17 protein-coding genes are annotated in these 17,189 nt (G+C 40.3%); 8 read left to right on the top strand and 9 right to left on the bottom strand.

Going from position 1 to position 17,189, the window contains the following annotated elements; genetic code table 11:
- Positions 1 to 2 precede the first annotated feature (2 nt).
- Complete coding sequence (locus tag BM380_RS07260; protein ID WP_013465850.1) at positions 3 to 1,139, top strand: PilT/PilU family type 4a pilus ATPase; 1,137 nt, start codon at positions 3 to 5, stop codon at positions 1,137 to 1,139.
- 56 nt (positions 1,140 to 1,195) lie between these two features.
- Here BM380_RS07260 and ruvX read toward each other — a convergent pair whose 3' ends face one another.
- From ruvX to BM380_RS07290, 6 genes are all read right to left on the bottom strand, one after another.
- Positions 1,196 to 1,645: a Holliday junction resolvase RuvX gene (gene ruvX, locus BM380_RS07265; RefSeq protein ID WP_033102541.1), complete on the bottom strand. Its 450-nt coding sequence runs from the start codon at positions 1,643 to 1,645 to the stop codon at positions 1,196 to 1,198.
- A gap of 17 nt (positions 1,646 to 1,662) precedes the next feature.
- Positions 1,663 to 2,220, bottom strand: a complete 558-nt coding sequence (locus BM380_RS07270) for a YqgE/AlgH family protein (RefSeq protein ID WP_013465848.1) — start codon at positions 2,218 to 2,220, stop codon at positions 1,663 to 1,665.
- A 135-nt stretch (positions 2,221 to 2,355) separates the two neighbouring features.
- Positions 2,356 to 3,306 carry a glutathione synthase gene (gshB, locus tag BM380_RS07275; RefSeq protein ID WP_013465847.1) on the bottom strand — a complete coding sequence of 317 codons (951 nt, stop codon included), beginning with the start codon at positions 3,304 to 3,306 and terminating at the stop codon, positions 2,356 to 2,358.
- Positions 3,307 to 3,372: 66 nt separating this feature from the next.
- Complete coding sequence (gene rsmE, locus BM380_RS07280; protein WP_064663512.1) at positions 3,373 to 4,107, bottom strand: 16S rRNA (uracil(1498)-N(3))-methyltransferase; 735 nt, start codon at positions 4,105 to 4,107, stop codon at positions 3,373 to 3,375.
- A gap of 70 nt (positions 4,108 to 4,177) precedes the next feature.
- Positions 4,178 to 4,651, bottom strand: a complete 474-nt coding sequence (locus tag BM380_RS07285; RefSeq protein ID WP_013465845.1) for a hypothetical protein — start codon at positions 4,649 to 4,651, stop codon at positions 4,178 to 4,180.
- 77 nt (positions 4,652 to 4,728) lie between these two features.
- Positions 4,729 to 5,622: a DUF350 domain-containing protein gene (locus BM380_RS07290; RefSeq protein ID WP_013465844.1), complete on the bottom strand. Its 894-nt coding sequence runs from the start codon at positions 5,620 to 5,622 to the stop codon at positions 4,729 to 4,731.
- Positions 5,623 to 5,700: 78 nt separating this feature from the next.
- Here BM380_RS07290 and glnE point away from each other — a divergent pair, with 78 nt between their 5' ends.
- On the top strand, positions 5,701 to 8,496 hold the full coding sequence (gene glnE, locus BM380_RS07295) for a bifunctional [glutamate--ammonia ligase]-adenylyl-L-tyrosine phosphorylase/[glutamate--ammonia-ligase] adenylyltransferase (RefSeq protein ID WP_090493778.1): 2,796 nt from the start codon (positions 5,701 to 5,703) through the stop codon (positions 8,494 to 8,496).
- A gap of 64 nt (positions 8,497 to 8,560) precedes the next feature.
- On the opposite strand, the gene BM380_RS07300 is transcribed toward glnE, so the two are convergent.
- The 3 genes from BM380_RS07300 to tolC form a co-directional block, all read right to left on the bottom strand.
- Positions 8,561 to 9,133: a toxin co-regulated pilus biosynthesis Q family protein gene (locus BM380_RS07300; RefSeq protein ID WP_028835648.1), complete on the bottom strand. Its 573-nt coding sequence runs from the start codon at positions 9,131 to 9,133 to the stop codon at positions 8,561 to 8,563.
- 37 nt (positions 9,134 to 9,170) lie between these two features.
- A complete protein-coding gene (gene lpxL / locus BM380_RS07305) occupies positions 9,171 to 10,094 on the bottom strand; it encodes an LpxL/LpxP family Kdo(2)-lipid IV(A) lauroyl/palmitoleoyl acyltransferase (protein WP_090493780.1) in 924 nt (307 codons plus the stop codon).
- A 107-nt stretch (positions 10,095 to 10,201) separates the two neighbouring features.
- Positions 10,202 to 11,560: an outer membrane channel protein TolC gene (tolC, locus tag BM380_RS07310; protein ID WP_013465840.1), complete on the bottom strand. Its 1,359-nt coding sequence runs from the start codon at positions 11,558 to 11,560 to the stop codon at positions 10,202 to 10,204.
- Positions 11,561 to 11,718: 158 nt separating this feature from the next.
- Between tolC and BM380_RS07315 the strand changes: the two genes are divergently transcribed.
- From BM380_RS07315 to BM380_RS07340, 6 genes are read left to right on the top strand one after another with little or no spacing between them, the layout of a single operon-like run.
- On the top strand, positions 11,719 to 12,345 hold the full coding sequence (locus tag BM380_RS07315) for an NUDIX domain-containing protein (protein WP_090493782.1): 627 nt from the start codon (positions 11,719 to 11,721) through the stop codon (positions 12,343 to 12,345).
- A 31-nt stretch (positions 12,346 to 12,376) separates the two neighbouring features.
- Complete coding sequence (locus BM380_RS07320) at positions 12,377 to 12,835, top strand: DUF1249 domain-containing protein (RefSeq protein ID WP_013465838.1); 459 nt, start codon at positions 12,377 to 12,379, stop codon at positions 12,833 to 12,835.
- The gene (locus BM380_RS07325) at positions 12,822 to 13,607 is read left to right on the top strand and encodes a metallophosphoesterase (RefSeq protein ID WP_013465837.1); all 786 of its coding nucleotides are present in this window, start codon (positions 12,822 to 12,824) and stop codon (positions 13,605 to 13,607) included. The genes BM380_RS07320 and BM380_RS07325 overlap by 14 nt, the downstream gene beginning before the upstream one ends.
- Positions 13,592 to 14,155, top strand: coding sequence for a YqiA/YcfP family alpha/beta fold hydrolase (locus BM380_RS07330; protein WP_008110593.1), 564 nt, complete (start codon positions 13,592 to 13,594; stop codon positions 14,153 to 14,155). Before BM380_RS07325 ends, BM380_RS07330 begins: the two co-directional genes overlap by 16 nt.
- 20 nt (positions 14,156 to 14,175) lie before the next feature.
- Positions 14,176 to 16,065, top strand: a complete 1,890-nt coding sequence (parE, locus tag BM380_RS07335; RefSeq protein ID WP_013465836.1) for a DNA topoisomerase IV subunit B — start codon at positions 14,176 to 14,178, stop codon at positions 16,063 to 16,065.
- A gap of 27 nt (positions 16,066 to 16,092) precedes the next feature.
- A complete protein-coding gene (locus BM380_RS07340) occupies positions 16,093 to 17,187 on the top strand; it encodes a PQQ-dependent sugar dehydrogenase (RefSeq protein ID WP_090493784.1) in 1,095 nt (364 codons plus the stop codon).
- Positions 17,188 to 17,189 lie beyond the last annotated feature (2 nt).

The following is a 17,189-nucleotide window of genomic DNA, read 5'->3' on the forward strand; positions in this document are numbered from 1 at the left end:
TTATGACTTTATCTTTAAATCACTTTTTACAAATAATGATCGACAAAAAAGGCTCTGATTTATTTGTATCGAGCCAACTTCCTATTAGCGCTAAAATTAACGGCGAGCTAACTCCTCTTAATGACGATAAATTAACAGATGAGCAAGCGCTAGAGTTAGTTGAATCAGCGATGAGTGAAAAACAAAAAGCAGAGTTTCATAACACTAAAGAATGTAACTTTGCGATTGCAACTAGCGAAGGGCGCTTTCGTATTTCGGCTTTTTGGCAACGCGACAGAGCGGGCATGGTTATTCGCCGAATCGTCACTAAGATTCCCGACGTTAAAGAGCTTGGATTACCTTCTGCATTGACCGATGTGATTATGTCAAAGCGCGGACTTGTGTTATTTGTAGGTGGTACGGGAACCGGTAAATCAACGTCTTTGGCGGCACTTATTGGTTATAGAAATCGCAATCAACGTGGGCATATTTTAACCATAGAAGATCCGATTGAATTTGTGCATGAACATCAAAAAAGTATTATTACTCAACGTGAAGTGGGTTTAGATACTGAAAGCTTTGAATCGGCACTTAAAAGCTCTTTGCGCCAAGCGCCTGATGTTATTTTAATTGGTGAAATTCGTTCGCAAGAAACCATGGAATATGCGTTGAGCTTTGCAGAAACGGGTCATTTATGTGTTGCCACCTTGCATGCTAACAATGCTAACCAAGCCATTGACCGCATTATGCACTTAGTACCAAAAGAAAAGCACGATAAGCTTAAATATGACTTAGCATTAAATTTACGCGCTATCATTGCTCAGCAACTTATTCCTACCTCTGATGGGGAAGGGCGTGTTGCTGCCATTGAGGTATTACTTAATACGCCAATGGTCAGTGAGCTAATTAAAAACGGTAATATTGGTGGCATTAAAGAAACCATGGCTAAATCAACAGAGATGGGCATGCAAACCTTTGACCAAGCGCTGTTTGAGCTTTACAGACAGCAACGTATTAATTATGCCGATGCGCTGCATCATGCGGATTCGCCAAATGACTTACGCTTGATGATTAAACTACGTAATAACGAGCAACAAGGCGCAGGCTTCTTACAAGGTGTGACCATTGATGGCCTTGATGACAAAGGCAATATGACTTAGTCTTAACCCACATAAAAAAAGCGCCTTAGGCGCTTTTTTTATGTGGGTTAAGTTCTTTATTCACCATAACTGGCTTCAAAAAAACTCTCTAGAATGATCACTGCAGACATATTATCTACGTTACCTTTACCTAAATTTTTATAGCCACCACGTTCAAATAACCGTGCCTTTGCATCTGCAGTCGTTAAGCGCTCATCTTGAGTATGAACTGCAATGCCGTAATGGTTGTGTAAACGATTAGCAAATTTTTTAGCTTTAAAGGTAACCTCTTGTGAGGTGCCATCCATGTTTAGCGGTAAACCTACAACCATTAAATCGGGTTGCCATTCTTTTACTTGCACAGCAATGTCATCCCAATTAGGGATGCCATCTTGGGCTTTCACCGCCTTTAAGCTGGTCGCACTGCCAGTGAGCTCTTGACCAATAGCAATACCAATACTCTTGGTACCAAAGTCAAATCCCATTACGGTGCGCTCACCTTGTGGCTTTACTATTTTTTTAGTCATGTTTATCTTTTATGTTATTAAGCATGTCCAGCTTCGGGGCTTAATTGGCCAATATCAAAACCAAGCATAGAGACTGCCATTTCCCAGCGTTTTTCTACTGGAGTATCAAAAATTATTTTAGGATCGGCTTTAATGATCAGCCAGCTATTGTCTAATAGCTCTTGCTCTAATTGGCCTTGTTCCCAACCGGAGTAGCCTAAAGTAATAATAAATTGCTCGGGTGCTTGGGCAGTGGTTAACGTGGCTAACACATCTTTTGAGGTGGTGATCATAATATCACTGCTCAACTTTTGGCTTGCCGAGTACCCAGGTTTAGGTGAATGTAGCACAAAGCCACGGTCTGTTTTTACCGGCCCGCCAGCAAACACAGTCACTTGCGCGGCATGTTGAGATTTATCGTTATCAATATCAATTTTGTCGAGTAACTCACCTACGGTGACATCAATCGGCTGATTGATCACCAATCCCATAGCGCCTTCTTCGTTGTGTTCACAAATATAAGTGACGGCACGTTTAAAAAAAGGGTCTTGCATTGATGGCATTGCGATTAAAAAGTGATTTTCTAATGACTGCATAAGTTTTACCCTTTTAGTTATTGAATCTTGAGTATGGCATAGTCCCATGTTTTAACACTAAAAATTTATTCGAGTTTTCAGCGATGACACGATAAGCGTCATCGCTTTATATCTTTGAACTGATTCAGTGATAATTTATTTATTAAGCTTTTTCTCTATGGCGTCAAATAAAATGCCGGTAATTGAAATATCGTAAGCGGCTTCAATTTCTTTTACGCAGGTTGGCGCTGTTACGTTAATCTCAGTTAACTTATCACCAATAATATCTAAACCTACAAATATTAAGCCTTTTTCTTTCAAAGTAGGGGCGACCGCCTTTGCAATCTTAAGATCTGATTCGCTAATTGGGCGTGCTTCACCACGACCGCCTGCGGCTAAATTACCGCGTGTTTCGCCATTTTGTGGAATACGCGCTAAGCAATAAGGAATCACTTCACCATCAACAACCAATACGCGCTTATCGCCTTGAGTGATCTCTGGGATATAATTTTGCGCCATGGCAAAGCGGCTACCATGCTCGGTTAAGGTTTCGCATATTACGCCTATATTAGCATCATCGGCTTTTACTCTAAAAATAGAGGCGCCACCCATGCCATCAAGCGGTTTTAAAATAATATCTTTATGCTGGGCTAAAAACTCACGGATTTGTTTTTGGCTGCGTGTTACTAATGTATCTGGCGTGTGTTCACTAAACCAAGCTGTAAAGAGTTTTTCATTGGCGTCGCGCAAGCTTTGTGGTTTATTAATCACTAATGTGCCTGCTTGCTCTGCACGCTCTAAAATATACGTTGCGTAAATATATTCAGTATCAAAAGGCGGATCTTTACGCATTAAAATAACGTCTAAATCAGCCAGCGCTATGGTTTCTTTTTCTTCAAGTTGGTACCACTTTTGAGCGTTATCAAAAACTTGAGCTTTGGCTGCAGTGGCGTAGGCATTGCCTTGACGCAGCGATAAATCATCCATTTCCATGTAGTAAATTTCGTAGCCACGGGTTTGTGCTTGCATCATCATTGCAAAACCGGTGTCTTTTTTAATATTAAATCCACTAATAGGATCTGAAATAATACCTAACTTAATTGCCATGCGCTGTGCCTTAATTTATGTGTTTTTTACAACTGTAATCTTGATATGTGGGTGCTTTTAGTTATTTCAATTAGCTAAATCGCCAAATTGTAATTGCAGTGCACTTAAAACGGTTAACGCTGCTGTTTCTGTGCGAAGTACTCGCGGACCTAAGCGAATATCTACAAATTCTTGTTGTTTAGTTTGCGCCATTTCATCATCGGTAAATCCCCCTTCAGGGCCCACTAAAAAGCGTACGCCACCATCAGGAACAGTAATGGTTTTAATGCTGTGCTCGGCGCGCGGGTGTAAGGTTAATTTAATTGCATCGGTTTGCTGTTCAAGCCAGTGTTTTAAATCTACGGGAGGATTAATGGTTGGTACAAAGTTGCGTCCGGATTGCTCTGCAGCAGCAATGGCTATTTTTTGCCATTGCTGGTGTTTTTTTTCTAGGCGGTCGCCACTGAGTTTTACGCCGCAGCGCTGACTAAAAATAGGCGTTATTTCAGTGATCCCTAATTCAACCGACTTTTGAATGGTAAAATCCATTTTATCGCCACGGGATACACACTGGCCTAAATGAATCTTTAATGGCGATTCAACGTCATGAGGATTAAATTCAAGGGGCATAACAACCACGGTTTTTTTGCTCACTTCAATAATTTCACTGAGAAATTCACCCCCTTCACCATTAAAAATAGAAACCTGCTCGCCCACTTTCATTCGTAGCACACGACCTACATGGCCTGCAGCGTCATCGTCAAGATTTAAAGGGGTGTTGAGAGCAATCGGTGATGATTGATAAATATGGGGCACTCGCATGGCAAATCACTTTTTTACATAGAAGTTATATCTCTCTATGGTAAGTAAGCAAAGGCTTGGGTGCAATTATTTATTTTTCATATTCGGGGGTTAAAAGCTCTGTTAACTCTTGTGCAGTTTGAGCTATGTCGGTATCACACGATAAATGGTTTGAATGGCATTCATCTTTTATGGGCTTAATTTCATACCCTTGATCTGTTTGAATAACCATATAGCGTTTTTCATGCAGTGAATTATAAATAAAGCGCTGTGTATCATCGGCGAGCAAGTAATCTGTTTGGTTAAACAGTACCCCCTGAATATTGTGGTGTTCGTGTAGGTAGCTGGCCAGCTCAGAAATGCTTATTTCGTTTTCAATATCGCAATAGCAATAATCTTTAACGAGTTCATCAAACATCATTTTAACCAGCTTTTGGGTGTTAGCCCCGGCAATAACGATGTCTTTTTTAGCTGGATCATTTGAGTTTATATAGTGTTTAATAAATGAATGGCTAAACTCGTTGTCTATATCAATTAAGAGATAACTCGCTGTTTTTATTTCCATATGCCTAAAGTCCCTGTTAATTTACCAGACTATTAAATAGGGACGTTTAGTAACGGCTTAATTTAACCAGTTTGGTACTAAATTGAAAACATACTTATAAGTAAGTAACCAATAGCACAAAATACAGCAAATTCAATACACGCAATACCAATATTATCTTGATGATCAACTTCAAGTGCGGTGTCGATATTAGGCATTGAAATAATTTTTATAATATACGTTAAACAGTATAGTAACAGCCACATCACACCGCAATGCATTACCAAGGTAAATAAGTTTTCTACCATTTTACCATTTTGAAAGGCCGCACTAGATAAACCAGCATACGCCGCAAGTGCTAATCCAATTGACTTACCCGCATAGCGAATACCAATAGAGGTATTTTCTAAGCCAAAATTACTTTGCAATGAGGCGCCTTGATTTGCTTTAGCAAAGCGGTATTCACGTATTTTACTGTCCAAAGCAAACATTCCTTGCAACACAAAAAAGCTTACTGAGGCAATTAATAAATTACTAAACCCCTGAGTATGTGTCCATGTATATAAACCCAGCGCTAAAATACAATTGGCAATAAGCATCCCCGAGTCAACCAGCGCAGCACAGACGTTTTGCTTTAGTATTGCGGCTTCCTCATTAAAGCGGCGTAATATCCATTTACGATGGATTAAATGCCCCATTTTAATAAATGAAAAGAGCAGCACAATTAACAAAATCACTTTTAATGGGTTTGATTGTGCGGTGCTAATACTAATTTCATCAAATAAAAACGCCATGGTGGCTATAACAACAGATATTTCAGAGGCAAAACTAATCCCCATTGCAAAGTTATCATGCTGCGCCAATTCTTCTTTAAGTGCTTGTTTTGCTTTTATTTGAGTAACAATTCTTAAACTGATGATGATGACACAAATAACCACAAAACTAATAGCAATCGCAACTAAACTAGTGTTAGATAATGACAAATATGACATGGTGTTCCTAAATAGATTTACCTTGATAGGTTTTTAACCATTCTAGTATGGTTATTGGTGAGATAAAAGAGGGTATTGATGAGTAACGACACGCAGCTTCCTATTGAATTACAAAAACTCGGTGAAACACGCTTTGCCGCGCTGTACCCAGAGCAACAAAACCAGCAGCAGATAATACGGCTATTGGCGTTAAGTGATTTTGCTTGGCGCAGCTTAAGCTCTCAACCTGCGCTACTGTCTTGGTTACTGTGTGAGCACGAAATTAAAAATAGAGAAATTTTAGACCCTTTTGCACAGCTAGATATAACTAAAATAGTAGAGATTGAGTGCCATAAGTTACTGCGCCAATACCGAGAAAAATACTGGTTAAAGGTGGCTTTTTTAGATTTATGCTGCAAAAACCCGATTGAAAATAGTATTAAATACATTAGTGAACTTGCTAATAAACTGATCGACAGTGCTAATCAATGGGCCTATAAAAATGTCGCTAAAACCAATGGTGAGCCATTAGATGAGCACAACAACCCGTTACCGTTAATGGTATTAGGAATGGGTAAACTAGGTGGACAAGAACTCAATTACTCATCTGATATCGATCTTATTTTTGCATATCCTCGCAATGTTAAAACCCAAGGTGGGCGTCGCTCGCTTGAAGCATCTGTCTTTTATACTAAAGTTGCCCAAAAGCTAATTACAGCACTTAATCAATGTACGGTCGATGGCCAAGTTTTTCGCGTAGATATGCGTTTGCGACCATTTGGGGAAAGTGGTCCGTTGGTAATGAGCTTTAATGCCATTGAAGATTACTACCAAGAGCAAGGGCGTGATTGGGAGCGCTACGCGATGTTAAAAGGGCGCTTAATTGGCACGCCTAACATTTATTGGCAGGAGTTTAATACGTTATTAAAGCCTTTTGTGTATCGCCGTTATATTGATTTTTCGGTTATTGAGTCGCTAAGAAAAATGAAGCTTATGATTGCCCAAGAGGTGCGTCGTAAGCGCTTAACCAATAATATTAAGTTAGGTGGTGGTGGTATTCGCGAAGTGGAGTTTATTGTTCAGGCTTTGCAGATGGTGCGAGGTGGCAGAGAGGCAAACTTACAAACGCAATCTTTATTAATTGCATTAAAAGAGTTAACACTAAGCCAAGTTATTGATGAGCTTGAAGCTAAAGATTTAAAAAGCAATTACTTATACTTACGCAAAGTAGAGCAATACCTACAAATATTTGATGATCAACAAACACAAACACTGCCCGATGATGAGCTAAATCAACAGCGACTCAATGTGTTGCTCGCTCAGGCAGATTTTGCTGCAACGCTTGTGAAAATAGAACATGTGATGAGCCAAATACATAACGAATTTACACAGGTTATAGGCGAAGAAACTGAACCACTTGATACCTGTGAAGGGGCGTTTATTAGTGCTTGGGATCACGGCGATGTTAGCTTTTTAAATGAGCCCAGAGATGAATGGCAAACACCATTATACGACTTTAAACAACGACTTTCTAAAGCTAAAGTAGGCAATCGTGGGCGCGATATTCTTGATAAATTAATGCCGGCATTACTTAAACAGTTAAACGACTTTAATGCCAGTGCTAGCGCCTTTGCAACGGTATGCCAAATATTAAATAAAATTATTTCGCGCACCGCTTATCTAGAGTTGCTGTATGAAAATCCAGGAACGCTAAAACAATTGGTTTTACTTTGTTGTCACAGTAAATGGATTGGCGAGCATATTTCATTATACCCCATTTTGCTCGATGAACTTATCGACCCAGCTGTGCTTTACAAGCCAACCCCATTAACTGCGTATAAAGATGAAATAAGGCAGTATTTTTTACGCATTGAACATGACGATTTAGAGCAGCAAATGGAAGCGCTGCGTCAGTTTAAACAAACCCATCAATTACGCATTGCCGCAGCTGATGCGACGGGCGTTATTGATGTAATGAAAGTAAGCGATCACTTAACAGCATTGGCTGAAGCTATAGTCGATCAGGCTGTAAATATTGCGTGGTACCACTGCGTAAAACGCTTTGGTATGCCACCTAACACCGATGATGAAAACAAGGGGTTTGCAGTTATTGCTTATGGTAAAACTGGCGGTTTTGAGGTGGGTTATGACTCGGATCTCGATTTAGTCTTTGTGCATAACCATGATGGTACAAGCTACACAAATGGTGATAAAGCGATTGACTCAAGGCAGTTTTATTTAAAACTCGCACAACGATTAATGCATTTATTTAATACCCGTACCGCCTCAGGTATTTTATATGAGTTAGATACTCGTCTGCGTCCAGAAGGTGCATCAGGGCTATTAGCTATTAACCTAGAAAGCTTTAATCATTATCAGCAAACGCAAGCATGGACATGGGAGCATCAAGCGCTGGTTAGAGCGAGGCTGATTTTAGGCCAAGCTGAATTAGTAACACGGTTTGCACAAATTCGCGCCGAGATATTGTGCCAACAACGTGATGAACAAACTTTAAAAGCAGACGTGATTAAAATGCGCGAAAAAATGCGTGGCCATTTGGCTAAAGGCAATGCGCAGCAATTTGACTTAAAACAAGATGTAGGTGCCATGACCGATATTGAGTTTATAACGCAATACTTGGTATTAAAACATGCCCATGAGTTTACCCACTTATGCGATAATTCTGACAATGTGAGAATTTTAACGGACGCGGCTAAAATTGGCTGTATCAGCGATATTCAAAAACAGCAGCTTATTCAAGCGTATATAGACTATCGCTCACGCTATCATGTATTGAGCTTAGACCAGCAAGGTCGCTGCGTTAAACGCGAAGAGTTTAGTGAAAATATCAATAATGTTAGCACGGTTTGGAAGGCAATATTTGGGCTAGATTGAGCAATTTAATGTTATGCGCTCAGCAATATTTGAGCGCATATCAACAAAATTAAACCGAATGTAGTTAATTGCTTAGCTTTAAACAGTTTGAGCGTACAAATTCAGACGGTAGCTCGGTAATCACCGCTGCACGTTGTTTAGGGCAGAAAAACGCATACACTTCATTTGAAAAGTCATCATTAATAGAGCGGCTAACGCGGTATAAAGCGGAGTTAAAACTGCTATCTATACGAAAGTGATCTTTTATTACGTAATCTTTGTCTAAGTACCACATTAAAGTAATACCTTCGTTATTAGCATATTGGGTCAGTACAGTACGCAAGGTTGAGTCACGTTGAAAGCGACGCGGGCCTACTTCTCCACTCCAATTTAAAGGCATAGGCTCTACTACAAAAGAGCGTTGGTTTAGCGCTCTGTCGAGGCTAAGATCGGGTTTTTCGAGTTCAATGACAAATTTGTCATTGTCTTTATTGACAGTAATTCTATCTCGAATTGATGCATAAAACCGCGATAACCCTTCAGCAGCAGCGTTGGTGGTTTGTTGATAATTAAGTGACGACGTACCATTTAGTAAAAAGTAAATGGCTGCACCAATTAACAATAAAGCTAAAAGTATATATCTAATCCAAAACCACATGGCTGTCACTCATCTTTGTTATTTTAATAACCCATCTTTAATAAAAAGAGGGGGCGTCTTTATCGGGTCGTGTTTTAAAACGTCTATGTAGCCACATATATTGTTCAGGGGCGGCATTTATTGATTGTTCCATGCGCTGATTAACACGTGTTACATCGGCTTTATTATCGCCGCTTGGGAAGTTTTCAAGCTCAGGCACGATTTCTAGGTGATATTTTCCGTTGTCATCCCTATAAGCAATTAAGCTCATTGTTTCGCAGTTTTTACTACCTGCAAACATTAGTGTTCCGGTGGTTGTTGCTGTATCAGGTACTGCATAAAAAGGCACAAACTCACAGCGGTTACGGCCATAATCCTGATCGGGTAAGTAATAACACAGCTTTTTATTTTTTAATGATTTTAATAATCCTTTTACGTCTTTTTTTCCAACCATGTATTCATTAGAGCGAAGACGCCCATTGGTAGTAAAGTATTCCATAAGCGGATTATTATGTGGGCGGTAAAAGCCAATACCTTGGCACTTCAAACCCATTACACGACTTGTCATTTCAAGATGAAGTATATGTGGAACAAGTAATAAAACGCCTTTTCCTGATTGTTGTACGCGCTCAAAGTGCTCAAGCCCTTTTATTGATCCCAATACTTTTTTGACCCGCCATTGTGGCCACCACCAAGCCATACCGGTTTCAACCATAGCAATACCGGTATTTTCCATATTTTTAAGTACCAGCTGTTGTTGCTCGACTTCGCTCATCGTGGGGAAACAGTGTTTAATATTAACTTCAGCAATATGCCTTCTGCGCTTCATATATTTATGAACCAAGCGTCCTAGCTGCTTACCCATAGCTAATTGTATTTTTTGTGGTAACCATGAAATGAGATATAAAAATAAGACACCAATCCAAGTTAGCCAATAACGAGGACCTAAAAAAGAGGCTTTAAAAGGGGATGAGTTGACCACAAAAATTTCTCTAAAAAATAAAAGGCTAGTTTAACGCTATGCGCTCAAAAATACAAAAAGCCAGCAAAAAGCTGGCTTTAGTAATTATTTATAATGAAGTCGTGTGTTTAGTTAACGGTATTTAACCCTTGGTTTATACCCACTAAGTCTTCGCGGCTTAATGTGCCTGTTGCTTGTTTTAGACGAAGCGTTGACACAACATAGCGATAACGCACATCAGCAAGATTACGCTTTGCGTTGTACAAGTTTTGCGTACTGACGAGCACATCAACAATGGTACGTGTACCCACTTCAAAACCCGCTTCAGTGGCTTTTAGTGCACTTTGTGCTGAAATAACCGCTTGTTCAAGCGCTTTATAGGTCGCAATATCAGATACCACTTGGTTATAAGAAGTAATAACAGAGCGAGTTACTGCGCGATAATCCGTTTCAAAATCTTGGCTCGCAGCAACGTAAAATGCACGTGCTTGATCTGTTGCAGCAACCGTTGCGCCACCAGAGTAAAGTGGTACGCTAAAGTTAAGTCCAACAGATGTTGAATCTGAACGAGGCTGGTCGTCAAAACTAGCGCCATTTAACTCGCTATCTGTTAATGAGTCGCCGTAACTAGCATTTAAAGTTAGTTTTGGATAATGCCCTGCTTTAGCAAGTTCAATTTGCTCTTTAGCGATATCAACCGTTATTTTTGATACTTGCAGATTTAAGTTTTTGTCTTTCGCTATTTTAACTAAATCAGTTGCAGGCGTACTTGGCTTAACAGTAGAAAACGTTTCGGTGTTTAACATATCTAGCTTTGCATGGTATTTACCGGTGATCTCACGTAGTTGCTCACGGGCTGTTTCTACCGCATTATTAGCAATGATTTCTTGCGCTACTGAGTTATCAAATTGTGCTTGTGCTTCATGTACATCGGTAATAGCCGTTAAACCTACAGCGTAACGTTGTTTAGTTTGTTCAAGTTGGCGCTCAATGGCACGTTTTTCAGCTTGTACAAATTCAAGGTTATCAATAGCGCTTAATACGTTAAAATAGCCTTCAGCCACACGTACTATTAAATCTTGTTTAGCAAAATCGTACTGGCCACTAGCTTGCAGTGCTTGTTTGTCAGCAATGCCGAGTGAATTCCACGCGCCCAAATCAAATAGCGTTTGGCTTAAGCTAATACCACGTCTGAATTGGTCCGTTTCACTTTCGACTTTAACTTGGTTTGATAAATCACCTACGCTTTGAAAAGAGGTCGAGTCACTTTTTTCATAACTCATGCTTAAACCAATTTGCGGTAATAGTGCGCTCATAGCGCGATCGCTTTGGTATGATTGTGCATCAGCTTGGGCTTTTGCTTTTAAAACGGTAGGATCGTTGGCTGTTGCGATTTCAAAAACTTGAAGTAAATCTTCTGCATTGGCTACGGTTGAGCCCAATGCGCATGATAAACTAACCAGTGCAGCAAGGATGTTCTTTTTCATGTGATGTTCGGTCCTTAGACAATTTTTGTACTAGTAGCATGTTAACCTGTTTTAACTAATAACTAAAAAAAAAATTAGTAAAACAGCGTTCTCAAGTGTAACAGAATATATACCTAAATGACGTTGATGTATTTGCACCCTCAAAAAGGAAAGAATAGATGGCGAATAAAAGTCGTATTAAATTTACCCATGACGATGTGAGATTAAAACCAATTGAAAATTTGTATGATGGTTTTTTTAAAATAAACCTTTATCAATTTAAGCATGCCTTATTTGCGGGTGGAGAGTCTGAGGTTATTCGTCGAGAAATTCTTGAACGCGGAGATGCGGTCGCAGTTTTACCTTATGACCCAGTGACTGAGCAAGTGCTGCTAATTGAACAAATTCGAATTGGCGCAATTAAAAGCAAACACACGCCTTGGCTGTTAGAATGTATAGCGGGCATGACCGATGGCAGTGAAGATTACGAGTCGGTTGTTAAAAAAGAAGCGTTTGAAGAAGCGGGACTTAATTTAACAGAGCTTGAGTTTATGTTGTCTTACCTTTCAAGCCCCGGCGGTACCACAGAGCGTTTGTTTTTATATTTAGCTCATGCCGATTTAAGCCAAATGAGCACCGGCATTTATGGGTTAGACACCGAAGGTGAAGATATTAAAACCCATATTATGCACGTAGACGAAGCACTGCAGCGACTCAATCGTGGCGAGATAGATAATGCGGCTACGGTAATTTGCTTGCAATGGTTAGCACTAAATCGCGACAGAATACGTAAGAAGTGGGCATAGTTTTTAATTTTTTAATAGTAATGGCGGTATTTTGACAGCACTTTTAACGACTAATCGATACATTCAAAGCCTTCCAAAGTATTTAACACTTTGTGAGCATAATTACGTACGCCTTTTAAAATTACTACCTAGTGAACGAGCGATTGGCAGTGTTAGAGAAATCAAACTGGGCCACAGTGAATTTGCCATCAACATAGATGACAATGCCAAGTACACCCTTGATGTATCTATTAAACAGTTATCAGGAATGGTAAGTGGTATTTCGCCTTTGTATTTAACTGTGCGCTTATATAATGATGCTAAAGTAGCCGAAATTGTCCATCATGATTACCATCAACGAATCAAACCTTCCTATGGCTACCCTAATCCTAAGATGCATCAAAAAGATGAAAAGTATCAGTTGAATGCTTTTTTATATGATTGGTTGGTTGCCTGTGTAGAGCGAGGTCAATCAACACTTAATTGGGATGTAAATAATGGCTTGGTTTGATGATACGTATTATTTTGAGCAAGCCCAGCTTCGTATAGCCCATATAACGGATTGTCACCTTTTTAGCGATAAGCAGGGCGAGTATTTTGGGGTTAACACCGCAGAACATTTTACTAGGGCACTTACAGATATAGCAAAACAGCAGCCTGATGCCTTGATATTTGGTGGCGATTTAACCCAAGATCACAGCTTTAATTCCTATTTATTATTTGCTGAACTGATTCATAATAGTGACCTTGATTGCCCCGTATTTTGGGTTCCCGGCAATCATGATGAAATTGATCAGCTCAATTTAATTAGTGGCGGGCAAATACAACGCGCTAAACATATTGTGGCGCAAGGGTTTGAACTGATATTAATTAATTCTAAAGGAAATACCCCTGCTGGGTGGGTGACGCCCTCGCATTTAGAGGAAATTATGGCGTGTTTAGTCGATTCAGATAATCGTCATATTGCATTTTGTCATCACAACCCATTGCCTATTAATGGCTACCTAGATAAACACATGCTAGAAAATGGGCCGCAGCTATTAAATTTATTAGTTAATAATGGCCGCGTTGATGCGCTGTTTCATGGGCATGTTCACAATGACTACCAACAGCAATTTAGAGAGCTTGATATTTACGCGACACCGGCCAGTTCCGTGCAGTTTACAAAGCACAGTGCTACTTGGCAGCAAGAAGATAAAGGGGCGGCTTATCGTATGCTGCACTTAAATGCTGAGCAACAAAAGGTGCATATACGCACGGACGTGGTATGGTTAAACGAGTAATCTATATTCACGGTTTTAATAGCTCTGAAAAATCATATAAAGCTGTGCGCTTTGGTGAGCTTATGGCACACTATGATGTTGATTATTGTGTGCCACGCTTAAATCATGAACCTATAGAGGCGATTATAGCGCTTGAACAACTATTAACACCGAATACCGTATTATTGGGCAGCTCGTTAGGTGGTTTTTTTGCCACGTATTTATCGCAGCGTTATCAAATTCCTGCGGTGGTAATTAATCCTGCCGTTGCCCCATATACATTATTAGAGCCTATACTTGGGCCTAATTATAATCCGTATCAAGATTATAATTACCAATTACAATCTCGTCATATAGATGCGTTAAAAGCATTAACGGTGACAGAGTTAAAACACCCTGAACTGTTGTATTTATTACAGCAAACAGGGGATGAAGTGTTAAATTTTCAGCACGCAATAAAGTATTACTCACAATGTAAACAGTTAATTGAATTTGGCGGCGATCATAGCTTTAATGGCTTTGAGCGAGCTTTTTCAAGCATTGTCGATTTTCTTAAAATCAGATATTAGCGTATATAAAGATAAAAACTATGACTCAACAAAATTATAACGCCGAAGCCATTGAAGTACTTAATGGATTAGAGCCGGTAAAACGCCGCCCAGGCATGTATACAGACACATCGCGCCCCAATCATTTAGGCCAAGAGGTTATTGATAACAGTGTTGATGAAGCAATGGCCGGGCATGCGACGCGTATTGATGTCATTTTGCATGAAGATAACTCACTTGAAGTGAGCGATGATGGTCGGGGGATGCCGATAGATATTCACCCTGAAGAAGGTATTCCTGGGGTTGAACTAATATTCACCAAATTACACGCAGGTGGTAAGTTTTCAAATAAAAATTACCAGTTCTCTGGTGGTTTGCATGGGGTAGGTATCTCGGTCGTTAATGCGCTATCTACCCGTGTGGAAGTAACGGTTCGCCGTGACGCACAGCAATTTAGAATGGCTTTTGAGCATGGCGATAAAGTTGAAGATTTAAATGTTATTGGCTCAGTGGGTAAACGCAATACCGGTACTACCGTGCGCTTTTGGCCAGATACCAGCTATTTTGATTCTGCTAACTTTTCACTGACTAAGCTTAACCATTTATTAAAAGCCAAAGCGGTACTATGCCCAGGTTTGCGTATTAAGTTTGTAAATAAACAAACGAAAGAAACCCAAGAGTGGTTTTATGAAACCGGCTTAAAAGATTACTTAGTAGAAGCAGTTAAAGGCTATGAGATACTGCCTAAAGACCCATTTGTAGGTGAGTTTTCAAGTTCTATTGAAGGCGCTGATTGGGCCGTTGTATGGATGCCTGAAGGCGGTGAGTCAACAGCCGAAAGTTATGTAAACTTAATTCCTACCGCACAAGGTGGCACCCACGTAAATGGCCTGCGCCAAGGGCTTTTAGAGGCGATGCGTGAATTTTGTGAATTTAGAAACTTATTACCACGTGGTGTAAAGCTCACCCCAGATGATATTTGGGAACGTTGTAGTTATGTATTGTCGGTAAAAATGCAAGACCCACAATTTGCAGGGCAAACCAAAGAAAAACTCTCATCACGTTCATGTGCTGCGTTTGTATCGGGTGTCGTAAAAGATGCTTTTAGCTTATGGCTAAATGAGCACACTGACACCGCAGAGTTACTTTCTGAATTATGTATTTCAAATGCACAGCGTCGCTTACGCGCGGCTAAAAAAGTAGTTCGTAAACGTGTTACTTCAGGCCCTGCATTACCAGGCAAACTGACCGATTGTAGTGCTGCTGATAATGACCGCACGGAATTGTTTTTAGTAGAGGGTGATTCAGCGGGTGGCTCAGCTAAACAAGCGCGAGATCGTGAGTTCCAAGCAATCATGCCACTAAGAGGTAAAATTTTAAATACTTGGGAAGTAGAATCAGGGCAAATTTTGGCCTCTCAAGAAGTGCATGATATTTCAGTGGCATTGGGTATTGACCCCGATTCAAGTGATTTATCAGGGCTGCGTTACAATAAAATATGTATATTAGCGGATGCTGACTCGGATGGACTGCACATTGCTACTTTATTGTGTGCCTTATTTGTGCGCCACTTCCCACAATTGGTTAAAACTGGGCATGTATATGTTGCTATGCCACCGCTGTTTAGAATCGATATTGGTAAAGATGTTTATTACGCGCTTGATGAAGATGAAAAAACCGGAATATTAGCGCGTATAGAAGCAGAGAAAAAACGCGGTAAGGTGAACGTACAACGCTTTAAAGGCTTGGGTGAAATGAACCCGCTACAATTGCGTGAAACAACCATGGATCCAAATACCCGTCGTTTAGTGCAGCTAACACTTGATGAAGAAGAGCAAACAATGGAAATGATGGATATGTTACTCGCTAAAAAGCGTTCATCAGATCGCCGCCAATGGCTTGAAGATCACGGTAACAAAGCACAAGTTTAATAAGCCTTTGGGCTACAGGAGAGGCAAATGAAAAGACTATTTAGCACACTGTTGTTACTCGGCTTGATATCATCGCCAGTGATGGCGAAAAATATTCTCGACAAGCTGACGGCTGCCCCAGGGTTTGAAATAAGCTTATTTGCTGATGATGTTGAAAATGCTCGGCAAATTGCAGTATCAAGCCGAGGTATAGTGTATGCAGGTTCGCGTAATGCGGGTAATGTGTATGCATTGATTGATCATAACAGCGACGGCGTTGCAGATAAAAAAATAGTGATTGCAGAGGGACTGAATATGCCCTCGGGTTTAGCGATTAAAGACGGTGACTTATATGTAGGTGAAGTGCACCGTATTATTCGTTTTAAAAATATCGATAAGCACCTCAAAAACCCTGAGTATGAAGTGTTTTATAGCGATTTACCGTCAGAGCGCCACCATGGCTGGAAGTTTTTACGCTTTGCGCCAAACGGCGAGCTGATTATTCCGGTGGGTGTTCCCTGTAATATTTGCGAAGAAGATCCTCGGTTTGGTCGTATTTTTTCGTTAAACACCGACACCAAAGAAATAACCACTTTAGCCAAAGGTGTGCGCAATACTGTAGGCTTTGACTTTCACCCTAGCACGCAAATGCTATGGTTTAGCGATAATGGCCGCGACATGATGGGGGATGATATTCCACCCGATGAGCTAAACCGCATCACTAAAGAAGAAGAACATTTTGGTTTTCCATACGTGCATGGCGGCGTTATTGTTGATCCGGAGTTTGGTGAAGGCAAAAACATTGCTGACTACACTCAACCTGCATTGGCATTAGGTGCGCATGTTGCGCCATTAGGTATTCATTTTTATACCGGCAAGCAGTTCCCTGATAGCTATAAACAACAGTTATTTGTAGCTGAGCACGGTTCATGGAACCGCTCTAAAAAGGTCGGTTATAAAGTGGCAGTGGCAACTATAGAAAATACCAAGGTAACAAAGTATACGCCACTGATCACCGGCTTTATGCAAGACGAAACGACATTTGGACGCCCTGTTGCATTTGCACAATTAAATGATGGCAGTCTATTGGTAAGCGATGATTACGCAAACGTAATTTACCGCGTAATCTATAAGAAAAACTAGGT

The sequence above is a fragment of the Pseudoalteromonas sp. DSM 26666 genome, from assembly GCF_900116475.1.
In the GTDB taxonomy this organism is placed as follows: Bacteria; Pseudomonadota; Gammaproteobacteria; order Enterobacterales; family Alteromonadaceae; genus Pseudoalteromonas; species Pseudoalteromonas tetraodonis.